Below are 19857 nucleotides of genomic sequence, written 5' to 3'. Positions count from 1 at the left end.
CTACAGGGAGAGGGAGAATTGTCCCAAATGATCCTTACTTTCATTATCTAGGAATATCCTCGGACGTCCAAGAGAACATTGTGTTAAATCGTCGCTTGAAAGAGTAACTAAAAAATAATATACGAGGGAGAGGTTTCATGAAATCAACAGGAGTAATGCGAAAATTAGATCCATTAGGACGTATAGTCATACCAATGGAATTAAGACGCACGCTAGCAATACAAGAAAAGACACCGTTAGAGATTTATGTAGAAGGTGAAAAAATTATCTTAAAAAAATATGAAGCGAATGGTGCTTGTGCAATAACAGGAGAAGTATCTGATAAGAATATTTCTCTTGCAAACGGCAAGATTACATTAAGCCCAGAAGGTGCAGAGCTACTAATAAAAGAAGTACAACAGTATCTTGTAAAATAATTAGCCTCATTTATAGGGGCTTTTTTTAGCCAAATATAAATAATTTCACGTACCGAAATTAAAAATAAAAAACACAGAAATCTTCATTAGGGGATTCTTTCCCTTTTCTGAATTTAGTGTGCTACGATAGTTATATATTCGCTTTGACAGTAATAGGAGGCTTGTCTATGAAAAATCATATAAAAGTGAATGGACAAATCCTTCAAACAAACAAGAAATGGTCGCATCTCAGACAAAAACAAAGAGAACTCATTTCTAATTGTCTTCGTAGAGAATATACAAAATTTGTACAAGTGAATCATAGAAGACCTAAAAAATACGAGCATGATGAGATTCTTAGTGAAGTAATGGATCGAATAGAAGAACGTGAAATTTGGATTCCATATGGAGAAGTAAAAAGATATTATTTGAGTAAAATTGGTAAATGGTTTCGAAAAATAGAAAATGATTGGGAAGCACAAACATCCAATAAGGGGGCACCATACATGCCCATCAACTTAAGAAAACAGATCAACCCCAAAAAGAAAAAATGTGCTTTTTTTATACAAGTTAACATAAAATTTCGTTCTGGCGGGCTCTATAAAATTTTTAGTTGACGAAGATACGTCAGCACCCCTATAGCAAAATCCAAGCGTACCGACAATTGCAATAAGCCGGAGATTTTGCTGGTGTAGAATTCATTGGTACCAACACATCATGCGCAAAATATTCGGCTATTGGTTCTATAAATAAAAGAAGTAGCCATGTTGCAAGAAATATTCAATCACAGTACACCACAAATTACCCTTAAATATATTGGAATTAATAAAGAAGAAAGTATATTGGATACATTCCAAATTTGATTACATTAAATCTTAAATTTCACAACACATCAAAAAAATCAGCAATATAAATTGTTGCTCATTTATATTGCTGATATATCTAACAAACATTTATTTTAGGTTTAACTTTTAGCTTTCAAAAAGGCGAATTTCTTTAGTGTTCAATTTTACTGATGAACGATTCTATTATTTTTCCAATCAATTTTATAATGATCTACAGACGTATTTTTATGTTCATCAAGCTTAATATTTTTCGTATTAAATCCTTTCCAACCTACTGGTTTTCCTATATCGTATCGATCTTGCTCTCTACTATGCTTCACAGATAAATCAGTTGAATCCTCATTTTTATTTGCAGTTATAATTGCAATTGTACCTGGCTGAAAACCGTATGCTGTTAAACTTGGCAGTTTATCTTGAGGTACTAAATTATCTATTGCAGAACTAACTCCAGACGTGGTAGCCATGAACAATTGGTTACCATTAAAGAAAGTCCATGAATCTCTATCGTAAAATCCATTTCCATTATAATATTTATCAAAGGCAACTTTCCAATCTACTTTTTTATTCGTACTATTTTCTAAAAATGTTTTATAATCTGCTTGGTCATATGATACAGTAGTTGACCAAGATGCACCAGCTGATGCACTTGCTCCAGCTCCATCTTGTTTAGCTTCCACACCGCCACCTACATTATATGCAACTGTAGAAGATACATTCTTTGTTTCTATTGAATTTTTAGGCAAAACTTTATAAAATGCTGCACTATCATTACTTGTGATTTCTAATCCCGTTTTAAAAGTCGATGTCCAGTCCATACGAGCTTCATAATAATTATGAATGTGATGTTTTAAATTTGAACCAATGCTACTTCCTTCCGTAGAAACAACAGCATATTTTTTATCAATAGTTGGGTCGTCAATAAATGAAACTTTAATTGAATTTTTTATGTTTGCATCACTATGATAAGTTGTGTCCAAACTGGTCATAACTTTTGCGCCACTTCCAATGTCTTCAATTGCTTTTAGAGAATCAGCATGTGCAGATGTAGAACTAAATGCTAATGTTCCACCAGCAACAGCGGTAGCCAGTGTTAAAGCTTGTACTATTTTTTTGGTTTTTTTCATGTTTTTCTTTTTTGTAGTCATTTCCATTCTCCTGTTACATTTTTTAGTTTCTAGTGTTTAAAATAAAATTCATATCAACAAATTCATATTAATTTATATTCCTTTCAAATGACTTACATAAGTATTACAAAAGTCTTGCAATGATTACAAAAGCCTTTCAATATATAGGGTCACATTACATGAACTGCAATAAATAGGAGGAAATACAATAAATTAGAAGTATTAATGCAACAATTTAATAATATAGAAAGCAAAAATTTTATTAATTACACTAAAAATGACATAGAATATGAATTCCATGTCATTTTTCAAAGTGATTTCGAAAATAAAGGGGAAAGGGGTTACTCAGGCTTATTTTTCTAGCATATCTGAGCAAATAAATTTAAATCATATGTTTTAATTGCACTTGTTGAGGTAGATGAAACTATAAAACATAAGATTATATTGTACATTGCTTATACTTTTTACTTCTGAGTTAAAATAAAATCACCTTTGATATATTCATCATATTATATATCCCTTTCAATTTGCTTTCATAAATGTTACAAAAGTCTTGCACTAACTCCGATATATTACACATTCTATAATTAATAGAAGTATTAAACATCAATAAGTAGAAGAGAGCATAATAAATTAGAAGCATTTATGTTGAAAAACAACACGTTTTAAGGAGACTAGGACATCTGAGCGCGGTTGAGAGCTTTTCCTATCACATGCGAGGGCATGGCATGTTTTGTTCCGCATAACAAAAGCTTATATGTCAAAAAAATTAAAATGGATTCATATAGGTAAGAGGTAATCAATTACAGATTTTCTCAACGAGAAAGCCCATCAGGGGCGTGACCCGGCTTTGGCTGTGGGATGAATTTGAGGTCAAATGCAGTGTGTAGATAAAATGCCGCAAGGCAGATTTCTGTACATCAAGCATTTGAAATCTTACTACTAATATAAAAACCTACAATTTTATAAATTACACGAAAAAAGACATAGAATATGAATTCTATGTCTTTTTTATAGAGTAATTTATAAAATAAGGACGAGTTTCGATTAAGTTTATTTTTCTAACACATCTGAGCGAATTAATTTTAAATCATCTGTTTTAATTGCACCTGTTGAAGTAGATGATACTTTTACTTTTGTAGATGTATCCCAATAATGGCCACCTTGCCAGAACTGTGCGAAAGGTGATTTTACTGTTTTATTTACAATTCCAGCAGCTACTGAACCTGGTTTTAATGTATATTCAGCAGTAACTTGATACAATGCGGCTGTAATCGTTCTATCTGATTCGTTCGTAAGACTAAATTTACGGGATACCGTTTGTTCTTCACTTAATGAGATACTTGTACCAAATGTACTTTGGAACTCATAGCTTGCTCCAATTTCAAAAACATCTTCAATACCCGCACTAGCATTTACACCTACTGTATGAGCAAATGATTGTGATTGTTCATTCGTCATCCCTGTTGTGATATCAAAGGATACCTCGTATCCTGTATTTTTAGCTGGAATAGATGCGGATCCACCAGGAACTTTCTTTAGATATTTCTTTTCAGTTAATACAGCATCTTTTAGTGGATTAAACGGTGTTTTCGCTGAATAACCAATTGTTACGGCCTTTTCAGCACCCCAATTATTGTCGCCCCAAATTACTTGGATTCCAAGTTCATCTAAACTTTTCTTTCCGAATTCCTCTAGAATAGCTCTTTTTAAGCCGCCTGGTCCTTCAAAAAATTCTGGTAACCACCATGAATCTTCAGCTTCGCTTTTTTCGTAATATTTAGATTGCAATATTTTTTGCACATCAGGATCATTTGGATTTTGCGCATAACGGGTATGGAAGAAGTTTTCCAACGCTTCCAGAACAAGTCCTTTTACAAAGGACTCTCCATAAGTGCTTCCAAAATATTCTTCGATTTGGGATTGGCTATATCCCATAGATTGTAAGTCATAATAAAATCTAGGTGGCGGATCCATTTTTCGTAACTCTTTGTTTCTCCAATCCCCAATAATTTTATTACCATTTGTATAATTATAATCTAAATATAAATATTGAAGAGGTTTTGCTTCCTTGATATGAGGTGGTGTAACAGATGGAAAATTCGCTTTAATAACATGATTATTAATATAATCTGCATTAAACTCTTGGTTTACATTAGAATTTTCTTCAGATACCTGTCCATCTTTAAGATTTAATGATGGATTTTCTTTTTCAACAGAAGTAATTGCACTAGAAGCTGAAGATACTGTACTTGCTTCTGCTTTTAAAGAGAAAACGGGACTTGCTAGAACAGCAAATGCTAATGCTGTAGGAATCACTTTTTTCTTATTAATCATGTGATTTCTTCCTTTCTTTCTTTCATTATTTTTATGAACCTATAAAACATAAAATTATACCGTACATTGCTTATACTTTTTTATACGGATCAAAATTACATATTTGTATATTAATATTAAAATATTTCAATTCCCTTTCGTAAATGTTACAAAAGTCTTTCAATCACCTTATTTTTTTCTGATATAACAGGAAGAGTAAACCAAAATTCACTCCCCTGTTTACCGTCTGAACGATCTCGTACACCAATATTGCCTTTGTGCATTTTAATTAATGATTGTGCAATGGCTAATCCAAGTCCAGATCCCCCAGATTGTGAGCTTCTTGATAGATCTGTTCTAAAAAAGCGTTCAAATATGCGCAGTTGATCACTATAAGCAATGCCTTCTCCTTCATCACGTACAATGAATTGAACGTGATGCTTCTGTTTATTTTCCTCTACAATTAACTCAATCGTTCCAGACACTGGAGAATATCGAATTGCATTATGTAACAAATTACTGATAACCCGTGCTATCTTACAAGGCATAATCCAGAGCTTCGGCAATGTATCAGAAACTTGTAATTGCAAATGGATCTGTTTTTCTTCTAATAAAATAGAATGTGAACCTAGTACTTCTAATAGAATACGATCCATATGTGTGAAACTTGGATAAAAATCTTCTTGTCCAAGTTCTAACTTAGAAAGATCAAATAAGTCATTAATTAATCCACTTAATCGTTGTATTTCTTTATGGATTGTCGTTAAGTGCTGTGTTTTCATTTCGGGATTTGCAATTACATCATCTTGTAATGCTTCAATCATCAATTGTATGCTAGCCATAGGTGTTCGTAAGTCATGTGAAATATTCGCAATGAGCTCTGTACGTGCTTTTTCTCCTTCTTCTAATTTAGTAAACCCTTCTTTTAATTTTTTAGCCATTTGTTGAAAAGCTGCCGCTAATTCTTTAAACTCTTGTGGTCCTCGTCCAATTCTATACATCGCTCCAAATTGTCTATCGCTAAATTGTTTTGTTAATGCAATTAAATTTTGAATAGATGCCGTAATAGAGCGTGTTAATAACCAGTAAATCATCGTTGAAAGCGCCAATGCTAGGGTTATAATTCCTATAAATAGCTGTGTTTGTTCTGGTCTAAGTAACATTTTCATTTCGCTATACCAGATAGCAATTACCATAATGCTGGCGCTTAATAAATTCATCAATAACAATTGATTCCGTAATTTCATATTGTATTTCCCCCAGTTGTCTCAGACCAATAACTTGTGCTTCTCTAATTCTTCATATAGATGATTCATTAACACAGTTACTACCTTAATCTCCTCGTATTCAAGCTCCCGAATTTGTTCAAGAATTCGAGAGCGTATAAATGTTTTTTGTAATACAAAGTACCTTAAGTACCCCTTGTTGTAAAATAAAACTAATATCAGTAAGCACATCTTAGCTTAAATACCTTTCAATTTTCTTGCAAAAATATAACAAAATTCTTTCAGGGATATCATGAAAGATCAAAAGGCTTAATTGAAATTGCTAAACTGACTTCTCATTGTATTTCTCGTATGACACTGTATCGTAAGATACTATGGCCAACTGATAATCTAATGGAGAAAATGAGTAGCTAAATTAATAGTTTACAAAGATGTTAGCATGACAAGAAAATACTTCAATCCAACATCCACTGAGCTATAGTATGCTTTAGACAAGGTATTTTCTTGCATTTTAGAAAGGAGAAAAATATGTCCTCAAAACGTGCAAGAGAATTATTGACACTAGATCAACGCTTAGAGTTTGTATCCATTTCAGAACAAATTAGTGAGTATGAATTAGGAAGTTATTACACCTTGTCTCCATATGATATCGAAATTATTAAGCGCCATCGTAGGGGTACAGCCGAGATACGTGTAATTTTGAGTCATAGGCTTACTTTTATTTCCAAACGCAACCTATTGAACTTATAACTAGGTTTCGTTACGTCTGTTTATAATAAAGAGCTTGTCATTGTCTATTATGGGTTAACCCTAATCATCCATTAGTTAGTTACTGAAAACACTTTGTTCCAATTGTATGATTAGGGTGTATGATAATAAGTTAAAAAATAAAAGATTAGACATACGAAGGATTTTTATAAAACTAATAGTGTGGATTTTAAAAAAACTTGGCGGGAGAAACAATATATAAATGATTAAGGGGAGGAAGAGTTATGTCCAATAACGTAAGACAAAGAAGAATAATTTTAGATTTAGCAGTTACTTTAGATGGTTTTATTGAAGGGAAAAATGGGGAAGTTGATTGGTGTATCATGGACTCTGAGATGGGGTTTATTGATTTCTTAAATCAAATTGATACTATTTTATATGGAAGAAAAAGCTACGATTTATGGGGACAATTTACTCCAGGAATTGAAGGTACCAAAGCTGAAAAAGAACTTTGGGAATTAGTTCACAGTAAAGAAAAATATGTGTTTTCTAGAACACAAAAAGGGATTGATAATAAAGCAATATTCATAAATGATAATATTCTTGAAGAAGTAAATAAATTAAAGAAAAAGTCTGGTAAAGACATTTGGCTATATGGCGGAGCAAGTCTAATTACAACATTTATCAGCTTAGGGCTTGTGGATGAATTTAGATTATCTGTTCACCCTGTTATTTTGGGAGAAGGAAAACCGTTGTTTATTGATATAAAGCAGAGGTTGAATTTAAAAATGGTTAATACAAGAACGTTCTCCTCTGGCGTTGTGCAACTAATCTATCATTTGAATAAGAATTAATAATATTGCACATTCCAAAGATAAAATACAATAAATATCATTAAGAAATACTCGATAGTAATTGTCATTTCTTCAACAATAAGGCGCGATTCTTGAATAACATAGGTAGAAAATAATTGAACTTTTTTATAAAAACCCAAACATAAATCTGCTAAGGAAGAATCCTCTTTAATCAAACTTTATTTCAAAGTTACAAATTGAATAAATAAGGTTGAACTTAAAATTGGTGCGCAACTGATATGGAATATTTTTTCTTAATACCCCTTTTCGGGGATGGGCAAAGTTATCTATAATTGAAATCTGTATATAATTTTATCAATAATAAAATATTAGAATATAACTTATACTATAAGTAATTCTTTTTATTGTTTATATTTTTGTTATTTCCTGTTGCAGAATCCTTACAATAAGGATTCTTTTTTTATTGTATTTCAACAAAAATATTTTTGCCCCCATAATTTTTAAAATTTCTCTTGTAACCCTTATCCCTATTATTCTCTTGCAATTCATAAAAATGCCCCCATAATTAAAAGATGAAAAAATATTCTGAAAACATATTTACACATACAATATTTGTAAGATATGATGACATTGTTCTACAAATTAAAGACAATAGGAGGATGATGTTATGAAAAGAAAATATTTAGCTAAAGCAGGGGTATTTGCATTAGCAGCAGGAATAATCTTACCTTCAACTGTTGCACATGGAGAAGCTTTGCCTTCTTCTGTATCTGCATCTACAGCAAATGTTGATAATGCAGAAATTGATGATGTATCTGTAGAAGTTTACGATAAAGATGGGAATTTGGTTAAAACATATTCTAAAGAGGAATTAGAAAAATTTAATCAAGACATGGCTAAAACTCCTCTAAGGAGTTCTAAGTTTGATGGTAATATTCAAAAGGAAACAGATGTTACTCCACTTGCTATGAACGTTAAAAATTTTGGAAAAATGTCATTTAGTAACTATCAGTGGATTGATGATGGCACATCATTTTACCTACCTCAAAGTGTACAGGTAGAACCACGAACTAAGACTACTGGATTGGCAGTACAAGTATTTCATAATAGTTCGATGTGGGAAGAATATAGAGTTAAAGGTTCCTTTTCAAGTGGATTAAACATTCCAATTTCTCACCTTTTAACTGCTTCTGGTAATTATTATGAACTTAGACTTAAAAATTATGGTGGGGGAACTATATATCTCTCTAGTGGACAAGTATATTATAAATAATACAATTTCTTAAATTTAATAGTTATATACAAGTAAAAAAGACTGGACATTGTTTATCCAGTCTTTTTTATCAAATACTAGCCTATTAATACTAAGTTTCCTATATCCTGTTCACAGATTTGTTAGTTGATTCTTTGATTATCTTGACTATAAACTTCAATAGTATATAAATCATTTTCAATCCATTTTCGTGCTTGCGGTGTTTTAAGTAAATTATCAATTTCTTTCTCAATCTTCTTTCCAAATTCTTTAGCCCCTGCATCAGTACTATTTATAGGGGTATATATAGCAAACGGAATAGGTTGGCTCAATTCTATATAAGCCCGCAGTGAAAAACCTTTGTATCCTTTTTTATGGAACAATTCTTCAAAAATATAACTGTAAATTTCGTCCCATCTGTTCTCTATTTTTACAATGTCCATATCTCTTTGACTAACATTAATAGTATATGGTCTAATATCTTGGTTCTTTAACTGAGTGTTAATCTCTTTTTTTAATTTACTTGTATTTACAGTATCCACTATTTCTAGGTCTACAACTCTCGATGTATCATCCACAGACGCACTGAGAAAATCTTTTTTATTCACTGTATTCATAACAGTATCCATAACTTTTGAATCTTCACTTTTTTCTTCTTCTATATCGCTCTGTTGGCAGCTACTTAATACAATAGTTAATACAAGAGGTAACAATAACCCTTTTCCTTTATTCATCCCAATCTCCTTTCCAGTGATTCCTTGTTATATATTTGAATCGTATCTGAGCCTAGATTATAAAGAAAATACTTCAAGTGTAATTGATCTAACTTCTATTTTCATATTGGATTAGGTATTCTCCAAAACAAACGAAAAACCTGCATCTCATTTTGGGGGTTATTTTACTTTGCTATTAACTGAATTTGAAAAATATCCGATTCTTTTAGACCTAGAACTCTCATCTCCTCTTTAAACGTTCGCCAAGATTCAACTTTAATGGATTTGGTACTTCTATCCCTTAATGTATACACTCTTATGTACTGTTGCTCCTGTTTTTTATTTTCCTTCATACTATCTTCCTCCGTTATTTTTAATCGATGAAATCATAATATCTTTTTAACGAAAGTTTAGATTTAAAACCTACCTGTTTTATAATTTGTTCCTCTAAAATTCCATGTTCAATCAGCCGTAAAATGAAGGTATTTCGAAGATGTTGTGCTGAAATTCCTTTTCGTAAATTCGCTCTTTTAACTTCAATTCGAATCATTTTTTGAACAGCAATCTCTGTTAGAGCTTTTGGCGCATCATCTTCATATGACCAATGATAAGTTTTCCGAGTAAAATCAAAGGCTACGAACACTGGATCATTACTATGGTATCTTGGACGAACAGGTTCAGGAATGATTTTGTAATAGTTAAATAAGCACTTTTTATCGTCTTCAGTTAAAAGAATCGTTCTTTCTATACCCACTATCCCTGGTACTGAGATCGTATTGTTTTCAAAATGGACGTGCTTCATCTGTAAACCGACAAGTTCTTGTAAGGATAATCCATTATGAATGAGCAAATGCACAATTGAAATGTTACGATCCATAAGTACTGGGCGAACAGAACGTTGTTTTTCTGTTAATCCTTCTAATGAACTTAAAATGGACTTTAACGTTTTCTCTTCCTCTTTTGTAATAAAATCTTCATCACGTAATGCACGATTCGGTTGAATGCTAAATTGCATGTCTTCTAACGGATTTGGCAGTTGTAAATACTGATATAGTCTATTTAAGACAATATAGACACGATGCATTGTTTTGTCAGAGTACTGTCGTTTCTTCTTTAAATCGTAAAAATACGCTTCAAAATCCTTTTTATTAAGTGTCGTCCATATATTGCATGTAGGGAGTTTTTTAGATTTTTGCAACCAATGACCAAAGTCTTCAATATCATAAACATATCGTTTAATTGTAGAAGGCTTGCGTCCTTTATTTAATAAGAAAGAAGAAAAATGTTGTACAGTATCTTGAAATTCTTTTGTTGGCATAAGCTTATCATCCTAATTTTTCTTTTAGTATATCAAATTTTACACATATTCCACTTACCCATTCATCCCCAAAGAAAATATATAAATAAAAAAGATAAGACCAGAAACTCGGTCTTATCTATGGCATAAGGAGAAAAAAATGGGGTGATAACCATCACTTTTTTATCATATTACATTAACTGTTAATTTTGAATATTATAGCTAAAAATAGCGACAGTATCCATATTGAGAAATTTATTACTAATTTATTTGTGCAGTATCAAAAGGTACACCTTTAGATACATTTTTAGCTTTCATGTATTTAGTGTTAAGTGAACTCCTTGGATTGTCTATAAAAGTATACTTTTATAGGCAATCCAAAGGCTCTCCACATCTTTGAATACGTAGTAATAAAAAGTGAACCAAAAGGTGTACCTTTTGAAATGGTTATTTATGTTCATATGCTTATTTTAAATTATTTATAATATATTTTTCGAAATAGAAGTGAACAAACGTCGAATTGAAAATTTTAAATTATATGGTAATTTAAAAGGGAAAGAAAAGGGGAATTATAATTAGGTTAAGGAACTTTCAAGTAGAAAATCATGATTTTACCATACGGTAAGGAAGTTATGTATTAATATGGATATTAAACTTACATCATTGTATATTTAATAAGTATAAAAATCATTTTAGGTCGGTGAAAAAATGGAGAACCAATCAACAGAGAGTGGAAATAAGAGAAGTAAGAAAAATAATATTAAACTTATACTAAATATTATAGGAATGTATTTATTAGGTTTGGGCATTTATATAATTCATCATGATTTAAATGAATTTTTCGAGAAATATTTTCCAAAGACCGTAGAGATAAGTTTAATTTATGCAGCACCATTCATTATTTTAGGGTTAATACTCTTTAACATGGATAATCTAGAATCTTTCTTTAAAAATATAAAAAGTTCTCATAAGTTCTATTTTTTTAGTTTCTTTTGCTTTTTAGCCTATATTGTTATTTTCATATTCAAAAACGATAATATATTATTTCTCTTAGTTTTTTCAAGTTTGCTATCAATAAGTTATTATTTTTATATAGAAGGGAATTTTCATAAATCAAAAGAGCTTAAGTATGAGAATGAAGAATTTGATGAGGCTATTAGATCATTAAAAGAGGATGCTCTTGGAAGAGTCCACACAGCAAAATTAATTACTGATATATTAGAGACTAATCCTAATAAAAATATGAAGATTGGGATATACGGAAAATGGGGCTCAGGTAAGACTTCTATAATGAATTTAGTCGAATTATTATTAGAAGGAAAAAAAGAAGAAAAGAAATATATTATGTGTAGATTTAATCCTTGGATATACAACAATGAAAAAGATTTATGGATTGGTTTTCGAAAATCTATTGAAGAAGCATTAATTTTAGATAGTAAGGGAATACTTGACTTCTCTTTATTTAAAAATATAAAAAAAGTATTCTTAAGTATTTTCCAACATTCAACTTCAAAATTACCAATTGGAAAGCTTATTGATGAACTTATTAAAAATCCTGGGACGCCTATGCAAGATCAGATTAAGGCATCTATCAATAATTATCTAAATCAAAGCGTAGGTGAAAATAATAAAATTATTGTTTTCGTAGATGACTTAGATCGTTTAGATGATGCAAAAATGATATTAAATGTATTAAAAACAATTAAAGAAATATTAAACATCAATAATATCTCTTATATTTTTGCCATAGATGATGAAAATGTAAGTAGAATTATTGCTGATGAAATGAAATTACCAAACGGGCATTTATTCTTGGAAAAAATTATTGACTATCATATTACAATTGATGATCCTGCAAAAAGGGATTGGGAATTCCTACTACAACAGGAAATAAATAGACTTGATACTACAATTGATAAAAACGTAATAAAAACAATTAAAGAATATCTACCAAGTAACCCTAGAACACTTAAAAGATATATGCAAAATATGCAATTGCTTACTCCAATATTGCAACGATTTAAAGACGAGGAATTAAACTTGGGTTTTATATATTTAGGGCAACTATTAAAATCGGAGCTTCCAGATGTATATAGGGAAATAATAAAAGACAAAGAGGCTATAGGTAAACTTTCACCTTCAGCTGTAGATCCTAATAAAATGATCACAGAAAAAGACGCAGAGGTGATATTGAAGCAGTTACCTGTACAATTTGAGAATACTGGTAGAGCAAAAAAAATAATTACCGGATTACTAAGACATATAAACAAAATGGATAGAAACTTTAATATGTATTTTAGAGTAATAGAGAATTCAAATGTGTTAACGTTAAAAGAGTTTCAACTCTATTATCAAAAAATACATTCAGATGCCTTTGAATTTAATAAACTAGAATCAGATTATTTAAAAACGGCATACATAGAACGGTTGTTTATTAATCGAGAAGATCTAGTATATAGAATAAAACATATACAGTACCTCGATATGTCGAAAGAAATACAACAAAATCTAGAAATTTTAGAAAATCACATTGAAGAATTAATACCAATATTGAATTCAAAACATCAAATCAAAATTTTAGAATTGCTTTATAGAAGTCTTAAAAATTATATAAATAATAATGATCCTTTATACTCTGAAATTCGACAAAGAGAAATGGATATAATAAAAAATATTAGTAAGTTAAACTTAAATAACCACTACACTGAGTTGCTAGAAATTATAGATTTATGGGATTTTGAAATTGATAAACTTGAGTATTTTAAGGAATTTAAAAAAGATTTAATTAAGATGATTGAACCACCGTTTATTGATGAATTAATCAGTAGATTCCGCACAGTTAATGGCTTGAAACTATGGTATAAAAATGCTTTCCCTTACGAAAAGTATTATTTATTTAATAAATCTGCATTTCATCAAAACGATACATACCAAAAACTGAACATCCTTGCTGAGGAATCTAAATCTGACCGTGTAATTAGGCTGAATTTTCTCGAGTACATGTGGCAGTTCGTTCATTACTCGAAAGAGAATCAAAATTATACAAAAATAGATGATGTAAAAGAAGTATTAGAGAACGAAACCTTTTTACAAATCCTTTGGAAAGGTGTAACTTCTGAAGAAATTAACGAATATTCTCTTTCTATTCCAAAAGATTTTGAAGAACTTGTTAAAGAAATTCATAAAGAACAGGGAAATGATATTTTTGATTTTCCTGATTGGTGGAGAAATAAAGAAGCTCAATTACTCTCTTAACTTTAATCCAAAAAGAACTTGTAGGAATCTCTACAAGTTCTTTTTTAGATAATGTAAAAAAATTAAAACAAACTATCTCATAATTTGAATTGGAGCAAACACTCTAACCACGGGTTGATTTCATTATAAACCAAATCTTAACATGTTTAACTTTAATGTTTGAAAATTGTGTGAATTTAGAAAAGGAGAACAACAACTATCTTAAATCCCTAAAAATTCTAATTACTCTTTTTGTACAAAACACTTTTAGGCCTAATACCAGCGTAGCTGCGTTTAAGGGCAAAGTAGTTTTTTGTAACATAAACGATCATTTTTGTTACGTTTCGTTTGAAAAAATAACCACTTTTCTAACTATTGAAGTTGTTGTAACAAAATACCGTATCAAAAATAATTTGTAACTTTATTGGTTAAATACCTTTTTGTTACTGAAAAACATGTATATAGGGGTATAGACGAGATACATGTAATTTTGAGTCATAGGCTTACTTTTATTTCCAAACCGACTTGAAATCGGGATTTTCTCTATTATTTTTGAACTTATTATCATACACCCTAATCATACAATTGAAACGAAGTGTTTTCAGTAGCTAACTAATGGATGATTAGGGTTAACCCATAATAGACAAATTACTTAATAAAAATAAACGAAACGATATTAATAAGCTCAATAAATCAATCCTGGAAATAAAAGTAAGCCTATGACCTATTTTTACACGTATCTCGGTCGAACCCCTATATATTAATGAAATTTGCTACTTTGCCCCTGGTTACAAGAACGCTGGTACTGGGCCTACTATGTGGATTCCTTTTCCTTTGCAAAAACGATTATTTGCTAGTTAATTCTTTGTTTCTCTTGACTATAAAATTCAATAGTATACAAATCATTTTCAATCCATTTATTTACTTTCTTTACTTTAAGTAAATCATCAACCTCTTTTTCTATTTTCTTTCCAAACTCTTTGGCTCCTGGATCAGAATTATTTATTGTAGTATGTATAGCAAGGGTAAATGGTTGGTTTGATTCGAAATTAACTGGCTGAATTCCAAAACCTTTGTATCCATTTTTGGTAAACACTTCATCAAAAATAGAACTGTAAACTTCGCTCCATCGCCTCTCTTTCTTTACAATGTCCATATTTCTCTGACTCACATTAATTGTATATGCTCTAATATCTTGATTCTTTAATTGAGTGTTAATCTCTGTTTTTAACTTACTTGTATTTACAGTATCAGCTATTTCTAAGTCTACTGTTCTTGGTGTATCACTCATGGAGGCACTAAGGAAGTCCTTTTCAATTAGTTAAATTCTTTCTGCCCCCAAGTGGTACAAGAAAAGAATGGATTATCACAAGAAAAGCAATGTTTAAATGATTTGGAGAGCCAAAATCTAAAGTTGAATAAAATAATCACTCAAATTTTGCGTTTAGAAAAAAACGGGTGCTCAGATTCGTTTGTATGACGAGATAGGGGGTAAAATAATGCGATTATATTCAATGAAGCTAAGTGATTATAAAGAAGAAGATAGAGCGTTATAAGTGATTTTGGTTAAATCTGTAGGTATTTTATTTTATTTTTCATAAGAATAAATGTAAAATTCTACATACCGTATTTATAATAAAAAACAAATTAACCGAATTTAGGGGTTTCCTTGCTTTTTGTTTGGAGTGCTGGCTCGTCGTGTGGGGACGAAACCCCACGTACTAAACGTATCAAAATTTTGAGTAAGAACTATTTTTGAACGAATGATCTAAGCGGTTCGGCTCGTATAATTGCTAGTCCAAGTCGAGAACAATTGCTTTGCTTTTTGTCCTTCGGCTTGGCGAAACAAGCGAATCGAGCCGAAATGACTTAAGATCTATCCTTCTATTTTACTTTCTAGTAATTCTTTTATATATTGCGTTTAGATGTTCAGGTGTTAAACTATTTGTATATTATCTAAATATCCATCTGAACAGAAAAGCAAGGAAACCCTTGTTTTTCTGTTCAGATGTTTAGATGTTTAGAAGGATGGTGATCTGAACAGTGCAACAAAAAGACTGGTTATCAGCTGAAGAAGTAGCCAAGGAAATAAAAGTATCAGCTATGACTATAAAACGAAACTGTCAAACCTACGGTAGTTTTTTAAATTTCCAACAAGGTGAAAAGAACAAGTATTTAATTCATCAAGAATGTATACCTGTTTTTCAATTTATAGCTAAAATGAGAAATAAAAGAAACCTCCAAACAAAACAAATTATTGAGCTCCTCAGTAAAGAAGGATTACCTGAATATATAGACATTGAACCTATCCAAATAACTAAACAACAACCTGAACAGATCCAAGTAGGAGAAGGAGTTGTAGCTATTCAGGAATTGGATAGAATTGTTGCTGAAAGAGTATCTGAACTGCTAAAAAAACATGAAGAAAATTTAAAGGAATGGTTAACTGAACAGCAAAAACAACAACAGGATTTTCAAAAAATTAATGAACGTGATCAAAACCTAATGGCTATGATCCGTGAAAACCAGGAGACTAAAAAATTGATTGCAGCCACCCAACAAAAAAAGTGGTGGCAATTTTGGAAATAGAAAAAGCCTTGCTTATATGCAGGGCTTTTTTATACAGAATTCTATACAGATTTTTGTACTAATAGGGTAATTTTTCCTAAATCCCCGAAAAGGGGGAATAAGATTGATTCATTATAAATTTATATGTTATTTCAAAAAGTACACTTTATGACAATGCTGAAAATCTAGACTATTTCATTTCAAAAATACAACTTAATAATGTTTGAAACATGTCGTACCCCTTATTAACAATACAAAGAAAGGGAACCTGCTACATCCTTATATGCAATATTGCATATAAGGATGTATTGATAAAGCATAAGCGCTTACTATAATATAGATCACATCGTAGCAACAACAAAAGGAGGTGAAATCATATGGCAATCGCAATGGCAGCTTTAAAATTTATCGGTGGGATCCTTCCACTCGTACAAGAACTTTTAAAAGCAGTAATGTAAGTTCGTTATTCAGCAATTATTTATACAAATGATCTGTATAGCGAAGATGAATCAAGGTCCAGATGAGAGGAGGTGAAATCATATGGCAATCGCAACGGCAGTTTTAAAATTTATCGGTGGGATCTTTCCACTCGTACAAGAACTTTTAAAAGCAGTAATGTAAGTTCGTTATTCAGCACAATTATTTATACAAATGATCTGTATAGCGAAGATGAATTAAGGTACAGATGAGAGGAGGAAATCATATGGCAATCGCAATGGCAGTTTTAAAATTTATCGGTGGATTACTTCCATTCGTACAAGAGCTTTTAAAAGCAGTAATGTAAGTTCGTTATTCAGCACAATTATTTATACAAATGATCTGTATAGCGAAGATGAATTAAGGTATAGATGAGAGGAGGGAATCATATGGCAATCGCAATGGCAGTTTTAAAATTTATCGGTGGGATCTTTCCACTCGTACAAGAACTTTTAAAAGCAGTAATGTAAGTTCGTTATTCAGCACAATTATTTATACAAATGATCTGTATAGCGAAGATGAATTAAGGTACAGATGAGAGGAGGAAATCATATGGCAATCGCAATGGCAGTTTTAAAATTTATCGGTGGATTACTTCCATTCGTACAAGAGCTTTTAAAAGCAGTAATGTAAGTTCGTTATTCAGCAATTATTTATACAAATGATCTGTATAGCGAAGATGAATCAAGGTCCAGATGAGAGGAGGTGAAATCATATGGCAATCGCAACGGCAGTTTTAAAATTTATCGGTGGGATCTTTCCACTTGTACAAGAACTTTTAAAAGCAGTAATGTAAGTTCATTATTCAGCACAATTATTTATACAAATGATCTGTATAGCGAAGATGAATTAAGGTACAGATGAGAGGAGGAAATCATATGGCAATCGCAATGGCAGTTTTAAAATTTATCGGTGGATTACTTCCATTCGTACAAGAGCTTTTAAAAGCAGTAATGTAAGTTCATTGTTCAGCAATTATTTATAAACAATTATCATACCTTAATACGAAAAAAAGAAGGGAATGAATTTTTTGAAAATTAAAAAAAGTGTTAAAGGAATCAAATTATTAGCATGTTTATTAGTTAGTTTAAGCACTATTAGTTATTCATCTATTACCTTTGCGGAAACAAAAACAGGTAATTCAGCTGGTGCAACAAAAAATGCAAGTGGCATTGATACTGGTATAGCAAATCTTAAGTATAATAATCAAGAGGTTTTAGCAGTAAATGGTGATAAAGTAGAGAGTTTTGTTCCAAAAGAAAGTACAAATTCAAATGGTAAATTTGTAGTAGTTGAACGTGAGAAAAAATCACTTACAACTTCACCAGTCGATATTTCGATTATTGATTCTGTGGCTAATCGTACATATCCAGGAGCAGTACAACTTGCAAATAAAGCTTTTGCAGATAATCAACCTAGTTTGTTAGTAGCTAAGAGAAAACCTTTGAATATTAGTATAGACTTACCTGGCATGAGAAAAGACAATACAATTACTGTCAAAAATCCTACATATGGTAATGTGTCTGGTGCAGTAGATGAATTAGTATCTACTTGGAATCAAAAGTATTCAAAAACACATACGTTACCTGCAAGAATGCAGTATACAGAATCTATGGTGTATAGTAAATCTCAAATAGCAAGTGCTCTTAATGTTAACGCTAAATATCTTGACAATGCACTGAACATTGACTTTAATGCTGTTGCAAATGGAGAGAAAAAAGTGATGGTTGCGGCATATAAGCAAATCTTTTATACCGTAAGTGCAGAACTACCTAACAATCCATCAGACCTTTTTGATAATAGTGTTACGTTTGACGAGTTAACTCGTAAAGGGATAAGTAAGGCGGCTCCGCCTGTTATGGTATCAAATGTAGCTTATGGTAGAACAGTTTATGTGAAATTAGAAACATCATCTAAGAGTAAAGATGTACAAGCTGCTTTTAAAGCCTTAATTAAGAATCAAAGCGTTGAAGCGAGTGGACAGTACAAAGATATTTTTGAAGACAGTACCTTTACCGCTGTAGTATTAGGCGGAGATGCAAAAGAGCATAACAAGGTTGTTACAAAAGATTTTAATGAAATCCGAAATATCATTAAAGATAATGCAGAATTAAGTTCTAAAAATCCAGCATACCCAATTTCATATACAAGCACTTTCTTAAAAGATAACGCAACTGCTGCTGTTCATAACAATACAGATTATATTGAGACTACAACTACAGAATATTCTAGTGCTAAAATGACGCTTGATCATACTGGTGGATATGTTGCTCAATTTGATGTATCTTGGGATGAATTCTCATATGATAAAAATGGTAAAGAAGTACTAACCCATAAAACCTGGGAAGGAAACGGCAGAGACAGAACTGCTCATTTCAATACAGTCATACCACTTCCGCCGAATTCAAAAAATGTAAAAGTCGTAGCAAGAGAATGTACAGGTCTTGCATGGGAATGGTGGAGAACAATTATTAATGAACAAAATGTTCCATTAACAAATGAAATTAAAGTTTCAGTTGGAGGAACAACATTATACCCAAGTGCTAATATTAGTCATTAGGTAAAAGTGAAGCGCCCTGTAAACAGGGCGCTTTTTCAAATATATCATACTTCTCTATATAATTGTTGTAGCTATCACCTCTCAAAAATAAGTATTTTCTGAACAATCGGGTATTAATCAATTTTCGCTGTTTTTTTGCTGTAAACTTCCCCAAAAACTCACTCTAGAAACTATGTCCTAAAAATGTACGTTTTAGATTTGTTGTATGTAGTCTTAAGTGAGCCCTTCAACTCGTCTGTAAAAGTATACCTTTACAGATACATAGGAAACTATAAAAAACTACGTCTATAAATATCCGTTTCTCATTTTACAGACATCTGTTTATTT

General features: G+C 31.2%; 14 protein-coding genes and 3 pseudogenes. 9 read left to right on the top strand and 8 right to left on the bottom strand.

The annotated features are described in order from the left end of the window. Positions 1–137 precede the first annotated feature (137 nt). The 3 genes and pseudogenes from ORL93_RS28900 to ORL93_RS28890 all read left to right on the top strand — a co-directional run. Positions 138–416: an AbrB/MazE/SpoVT family DNA-binding domain-containing protein gene (locus ORL93_RS28900; RefSeq protein ID WP_006097646.1), complete on the top strand. Its 279-nt coding sequence runs from the start codon at positions 138–140 to the stop codon at positions 414–416. Positions 417–583: 167 nt separating this feature from the next. After that, positions 584–886: pseudogene (locus ORL93_RS28895) on the top strand (transposase); the annotation flags it as partial. A gap of 137 nt (positions 887–1023) precedes the next feature. Further along, positions 1024–1258, top strand: a pseudogene (locus ORL93_RS28890) (site-specific integrase); the annotation flags it as partial. Between the two features lie 146 nt (positions 1259–1404). Here the strand turns inward: ORL93_RS28890 and ORL93_RS28885 are convergent. The 3 genes from ORL93_RS28885 to ORL93_RS28875 form a co-directional block, all read right to left on the bottom strand. Beyond that, a complete protein-coding gene (locus tag ORL93_RS28885) occupies positions 1405–2391 on the bottom strand; it encodes a beta-channel forming cytolysin (RefSeq protein ID WP_265960159.1) in 987 nt (328 codons plus the stop codon). Between the two features lie 1026 nt (positions 2392–3417). Continuing rightward, entirely contained in the window at positions 3418–4701 is a 1284-nt protein-coding gene (locus ORL93_RS28880) for a hypothetical protein (RefSeq protein WP_265960158.1), read from the bottom strand. Positions 4702–4847: 146 nt separating this feature from the next. Continuing rightward, positions 4848–5927 (bottom strand): sensor histidine kinase, encoded by a 1080-nt coding sequence (locus ORL93_RS28875; protein ID WP_265960157.1) that lies wholly within the window; start codon positions 5925–5927, stop codon positions 4848–4850. Positions 5928–6434: 507 nt separating this feature from the next. On the opposite strand from ORL93_RS28875, the gene ORL93_RS28870 reads away from it, so the two are divergent. Continuing rightward, positions 6435–6656, top strand: a complete 222-nt coding sequence (locus ORL93_RS28870) for a DUF4158 domain-containing protein (RefSeq protein ID WP_265960156.1) — start codon at positions 6435–6437, stop codon at positions 6654–6656. 242 nt (positions 6657–6898) lie between these two features. Continuing rightward, positions 6899–7468 carry a dihydrofolate reductase family protein gene (locus tag ORL93_RS28865; RefSeq protein WP_265960155.1) on the top strand — a complete coding sequence of 190 codons (570 nt, stop codon included), beginning with the start codon at positions 6899–6901 and terminating at the stop codon, positions 7466–7468. A 369-nt stretch (positions 7469–7837) separates the two neighbouring features. Here ORL93_RS28865 and ORL93_RS28860 read toward each other — a convergent pair whose 3' ends face one another. Further along, entirely contained in the window at positions 7838–7978 is a 141-nt protein-coding gene (locus ORL93_RS28860; protein ID WP_265960154.1) for a hypothetical protein, read from the bottom strand. A 118-nt stretch (positions 7979–8096) separates the two neighbouring features. Between ORL93_RS28860 and ORL93_RS28855 the strand changes: the two genes are divergently transcribed. Continuing rightward, complete coding sequence (locus ORL93_RS28855) at positions 8097–8702, top strand: hypothetical protein (protein ID WP_265960153.1); 606 nt, start codon at positions 8097–8099, stop codon at positions 8700–8702. A gap of 122 nt (positions 8703–8824) precedes the next feature. Here ORL93_RS28855 and ORL93_RS28850 read toward each other — a convergent pair whose 3' ends face one another. The 3 genes from ORL93_RS28850 to ORL93_RS28840 form a co-directional block, all read right to left on the bottom strand. Next, positions 8825–9415 (bottom strand): DUF4030 domain-containing protein, encoded by a 591-nt coding sequence (locus ORL93_RS28850; RefSeq protein ID WP_265960152.1) that lies wholly within the window; start codon positions 9413–9415, stop codon positions 8825–8827. A 164-nt stretch (positions 9416–9579) separates the two neighbouring features. Beyond that, positions 9580–9747 (bottom strand): hypothetical protein, encoded by a 168-nt coding sequence (locus ORL93_RS28845; protein ID WP_170927964.1) that lies wholly within the window; start codon positions 9745–9747, stop codon positions 9580–9582. 20 nt (positions 9748–9767) lie between these two features. Further along, complete coding sequence (locus ORL93_RS28840; protein WP_265960151.1) at positions 9768–10712, bottom strand: tyrosine-type recombinase/integrase; 945 nt, start codon at positions 10710–10712, stop codon at positions 9768–9770. A gap of 687 nt (positions 10713–11399) precedes the next feature. Here ORL93_RS28840 and ORL93_RS28835 point away from each other — a divergent pair. Continuing rightward, positions 11400–13946 carry a KAP family P-loop NTPase fold protein gene (locus tag ORL93_RS28835; protein WP_265960150.1) on the top strand — a complete coding sequence of 849 codons (2547 nt, stop codon included), beginning with the start codon at positions 11400–11402 and terminating at the stop codon, positions 13944–13946. 832 nt (positions 13947–14778) lie between these two features. Here the strand turns inward: ORL93_RS28835 and ORL93_RS28830 are convergent. Next, positions 14779–15240, bottom strand: a pseudogene (locus tag ORL93_RS28830) (DUF4030 domain-containing protein); the annotation flags it as partial. A 728-nt stretch (positions 15241–15968) separates the two neighbouring features. On the opposite strand from ORL93_RS28830, the gene ORL93_RS28825 reads away from it, so the two are divergent. Together ORL93_RS28825 and ORL93_RS28820 are read left to right on the top strand one after the other, a co-directional pair. Then, entirely contained in the window at positions 15969–16514 is a 546-nt protein-coding gene (locus tag ORL93_RS28825; RefSeq protein WP_018783518.1) for a DUF3967 domain-containing protein, read from the top strand. Between the two features lie 1477 nt (positions 16515–17991). Then, complete coding sequence (locus ORL93_RS28820; protein WP_265960149.1) at positions 17992–19530, top strand: thiol-activated cytolysin family protein; 1539 nt, start codon at positions 17992–17994, stop codon at positions 19528–19530. Positions 19531–19857 lie beyond the last annotated feature (327 nt).

The organism is Bacillus sp. DHT2 (assembly GCF_026241455.1).
Lineage (GTDB): Bacteria > Bacillota > Bacilli > Bacillales > Bacillaceae_G > Bacillus_A > Bacillus_A pseudomycoides.
This window is presented reverse-complemented; position numbering and strand designations above follow the sequence as displayed.

Coding starts and splice junctions, on each gene's coding strand:
- ORL93_RS28900 (WP_006097646.1), top strand. CDS start 138: ATGAAATCAACAGGAGTAATGCGAAAATTAGATCCATTAGGACGTATA.
- ORL93_RS28820 (WP_265960149.1), top strand. CDS start 17,992: ATGAATTTTTTGAAAATTAAAAAAAGTGTTAAAGGAATCAAATTATTA.
- ORL93_RS28885 (WP_265960159.1), bottom strand. CDS start 2,391: ATGGAAATGACTACAAAAAAGAAAAACATGAAAAAAACCAAAAAAATA.
- ORL93_RS28850 (WP_265960152.1), bottom strand. CDS start 9,415: ATGAATAAAGGAAAAGGGTTATTGTTACCTCTTGTATTAACTATTGTA.
- ORL93_RS28845 (WP_170927964.1), bottom strand. CDS start 9,747: ATGAAGGAAAATAAAAAACAGGAGCAACAGTACATAAGAGTGTATACA.
- ORL93_RS28855 (WP_265960153.1), top strand. CDS start 8,097: ATGAAAAGAAAATATTTAGCTAAAGCAGGGGTATTTGCATTAGCAGCA.
- ORL93_RS28860 (WP_265960154.1), bottom strand. CDS start 7,978: ATGAATTGCAAGAGAATAATAGGGATAAGGGTTACAAGAGAAATTTTA.
- ORL93_RS28835 (WP_265960150.1), top strand. CDS start 11,400: ATGGAGAACCAATCAACAGAGAGTGGAAATAAGAGAAGTAAGAAAAAT.
- ORL93_RS28840 (WP_265960151.1), bottom strand. CDS start 10,712: ATGCCAACAAAAGAATTTCAAGATACTGTACAACATTTTTCTTCTTTC.
- ORL93_RS28880 (WP_265960158.1), bottom strand. CDS start 4,701: ATGATTAATAAGAAAAAAGTGATTCCTACAGCATTAGCATTTGCTGTT.
- ORL93_RS28870 (WP_265960156.1), top strand. CDS start 6,435: ATGTCCTCAAAACGTGCAAGAGAATTATTGACACTAGATCAACGCTTA.
- ORL93_RS28875 (WP_265960157.1), bottom strand. CDS start 5,927: ATGAAATTACGGAATCAATTGTTATTGATGAATTTATTAAGCGCCAGC.
- ORL93_RS28865 (WP_265960155.1), top strand. CDS start 6,899: ATGTCCAATAACGTAAGACAAAGAAGAATAATTTTAGATTTAGCAGTT.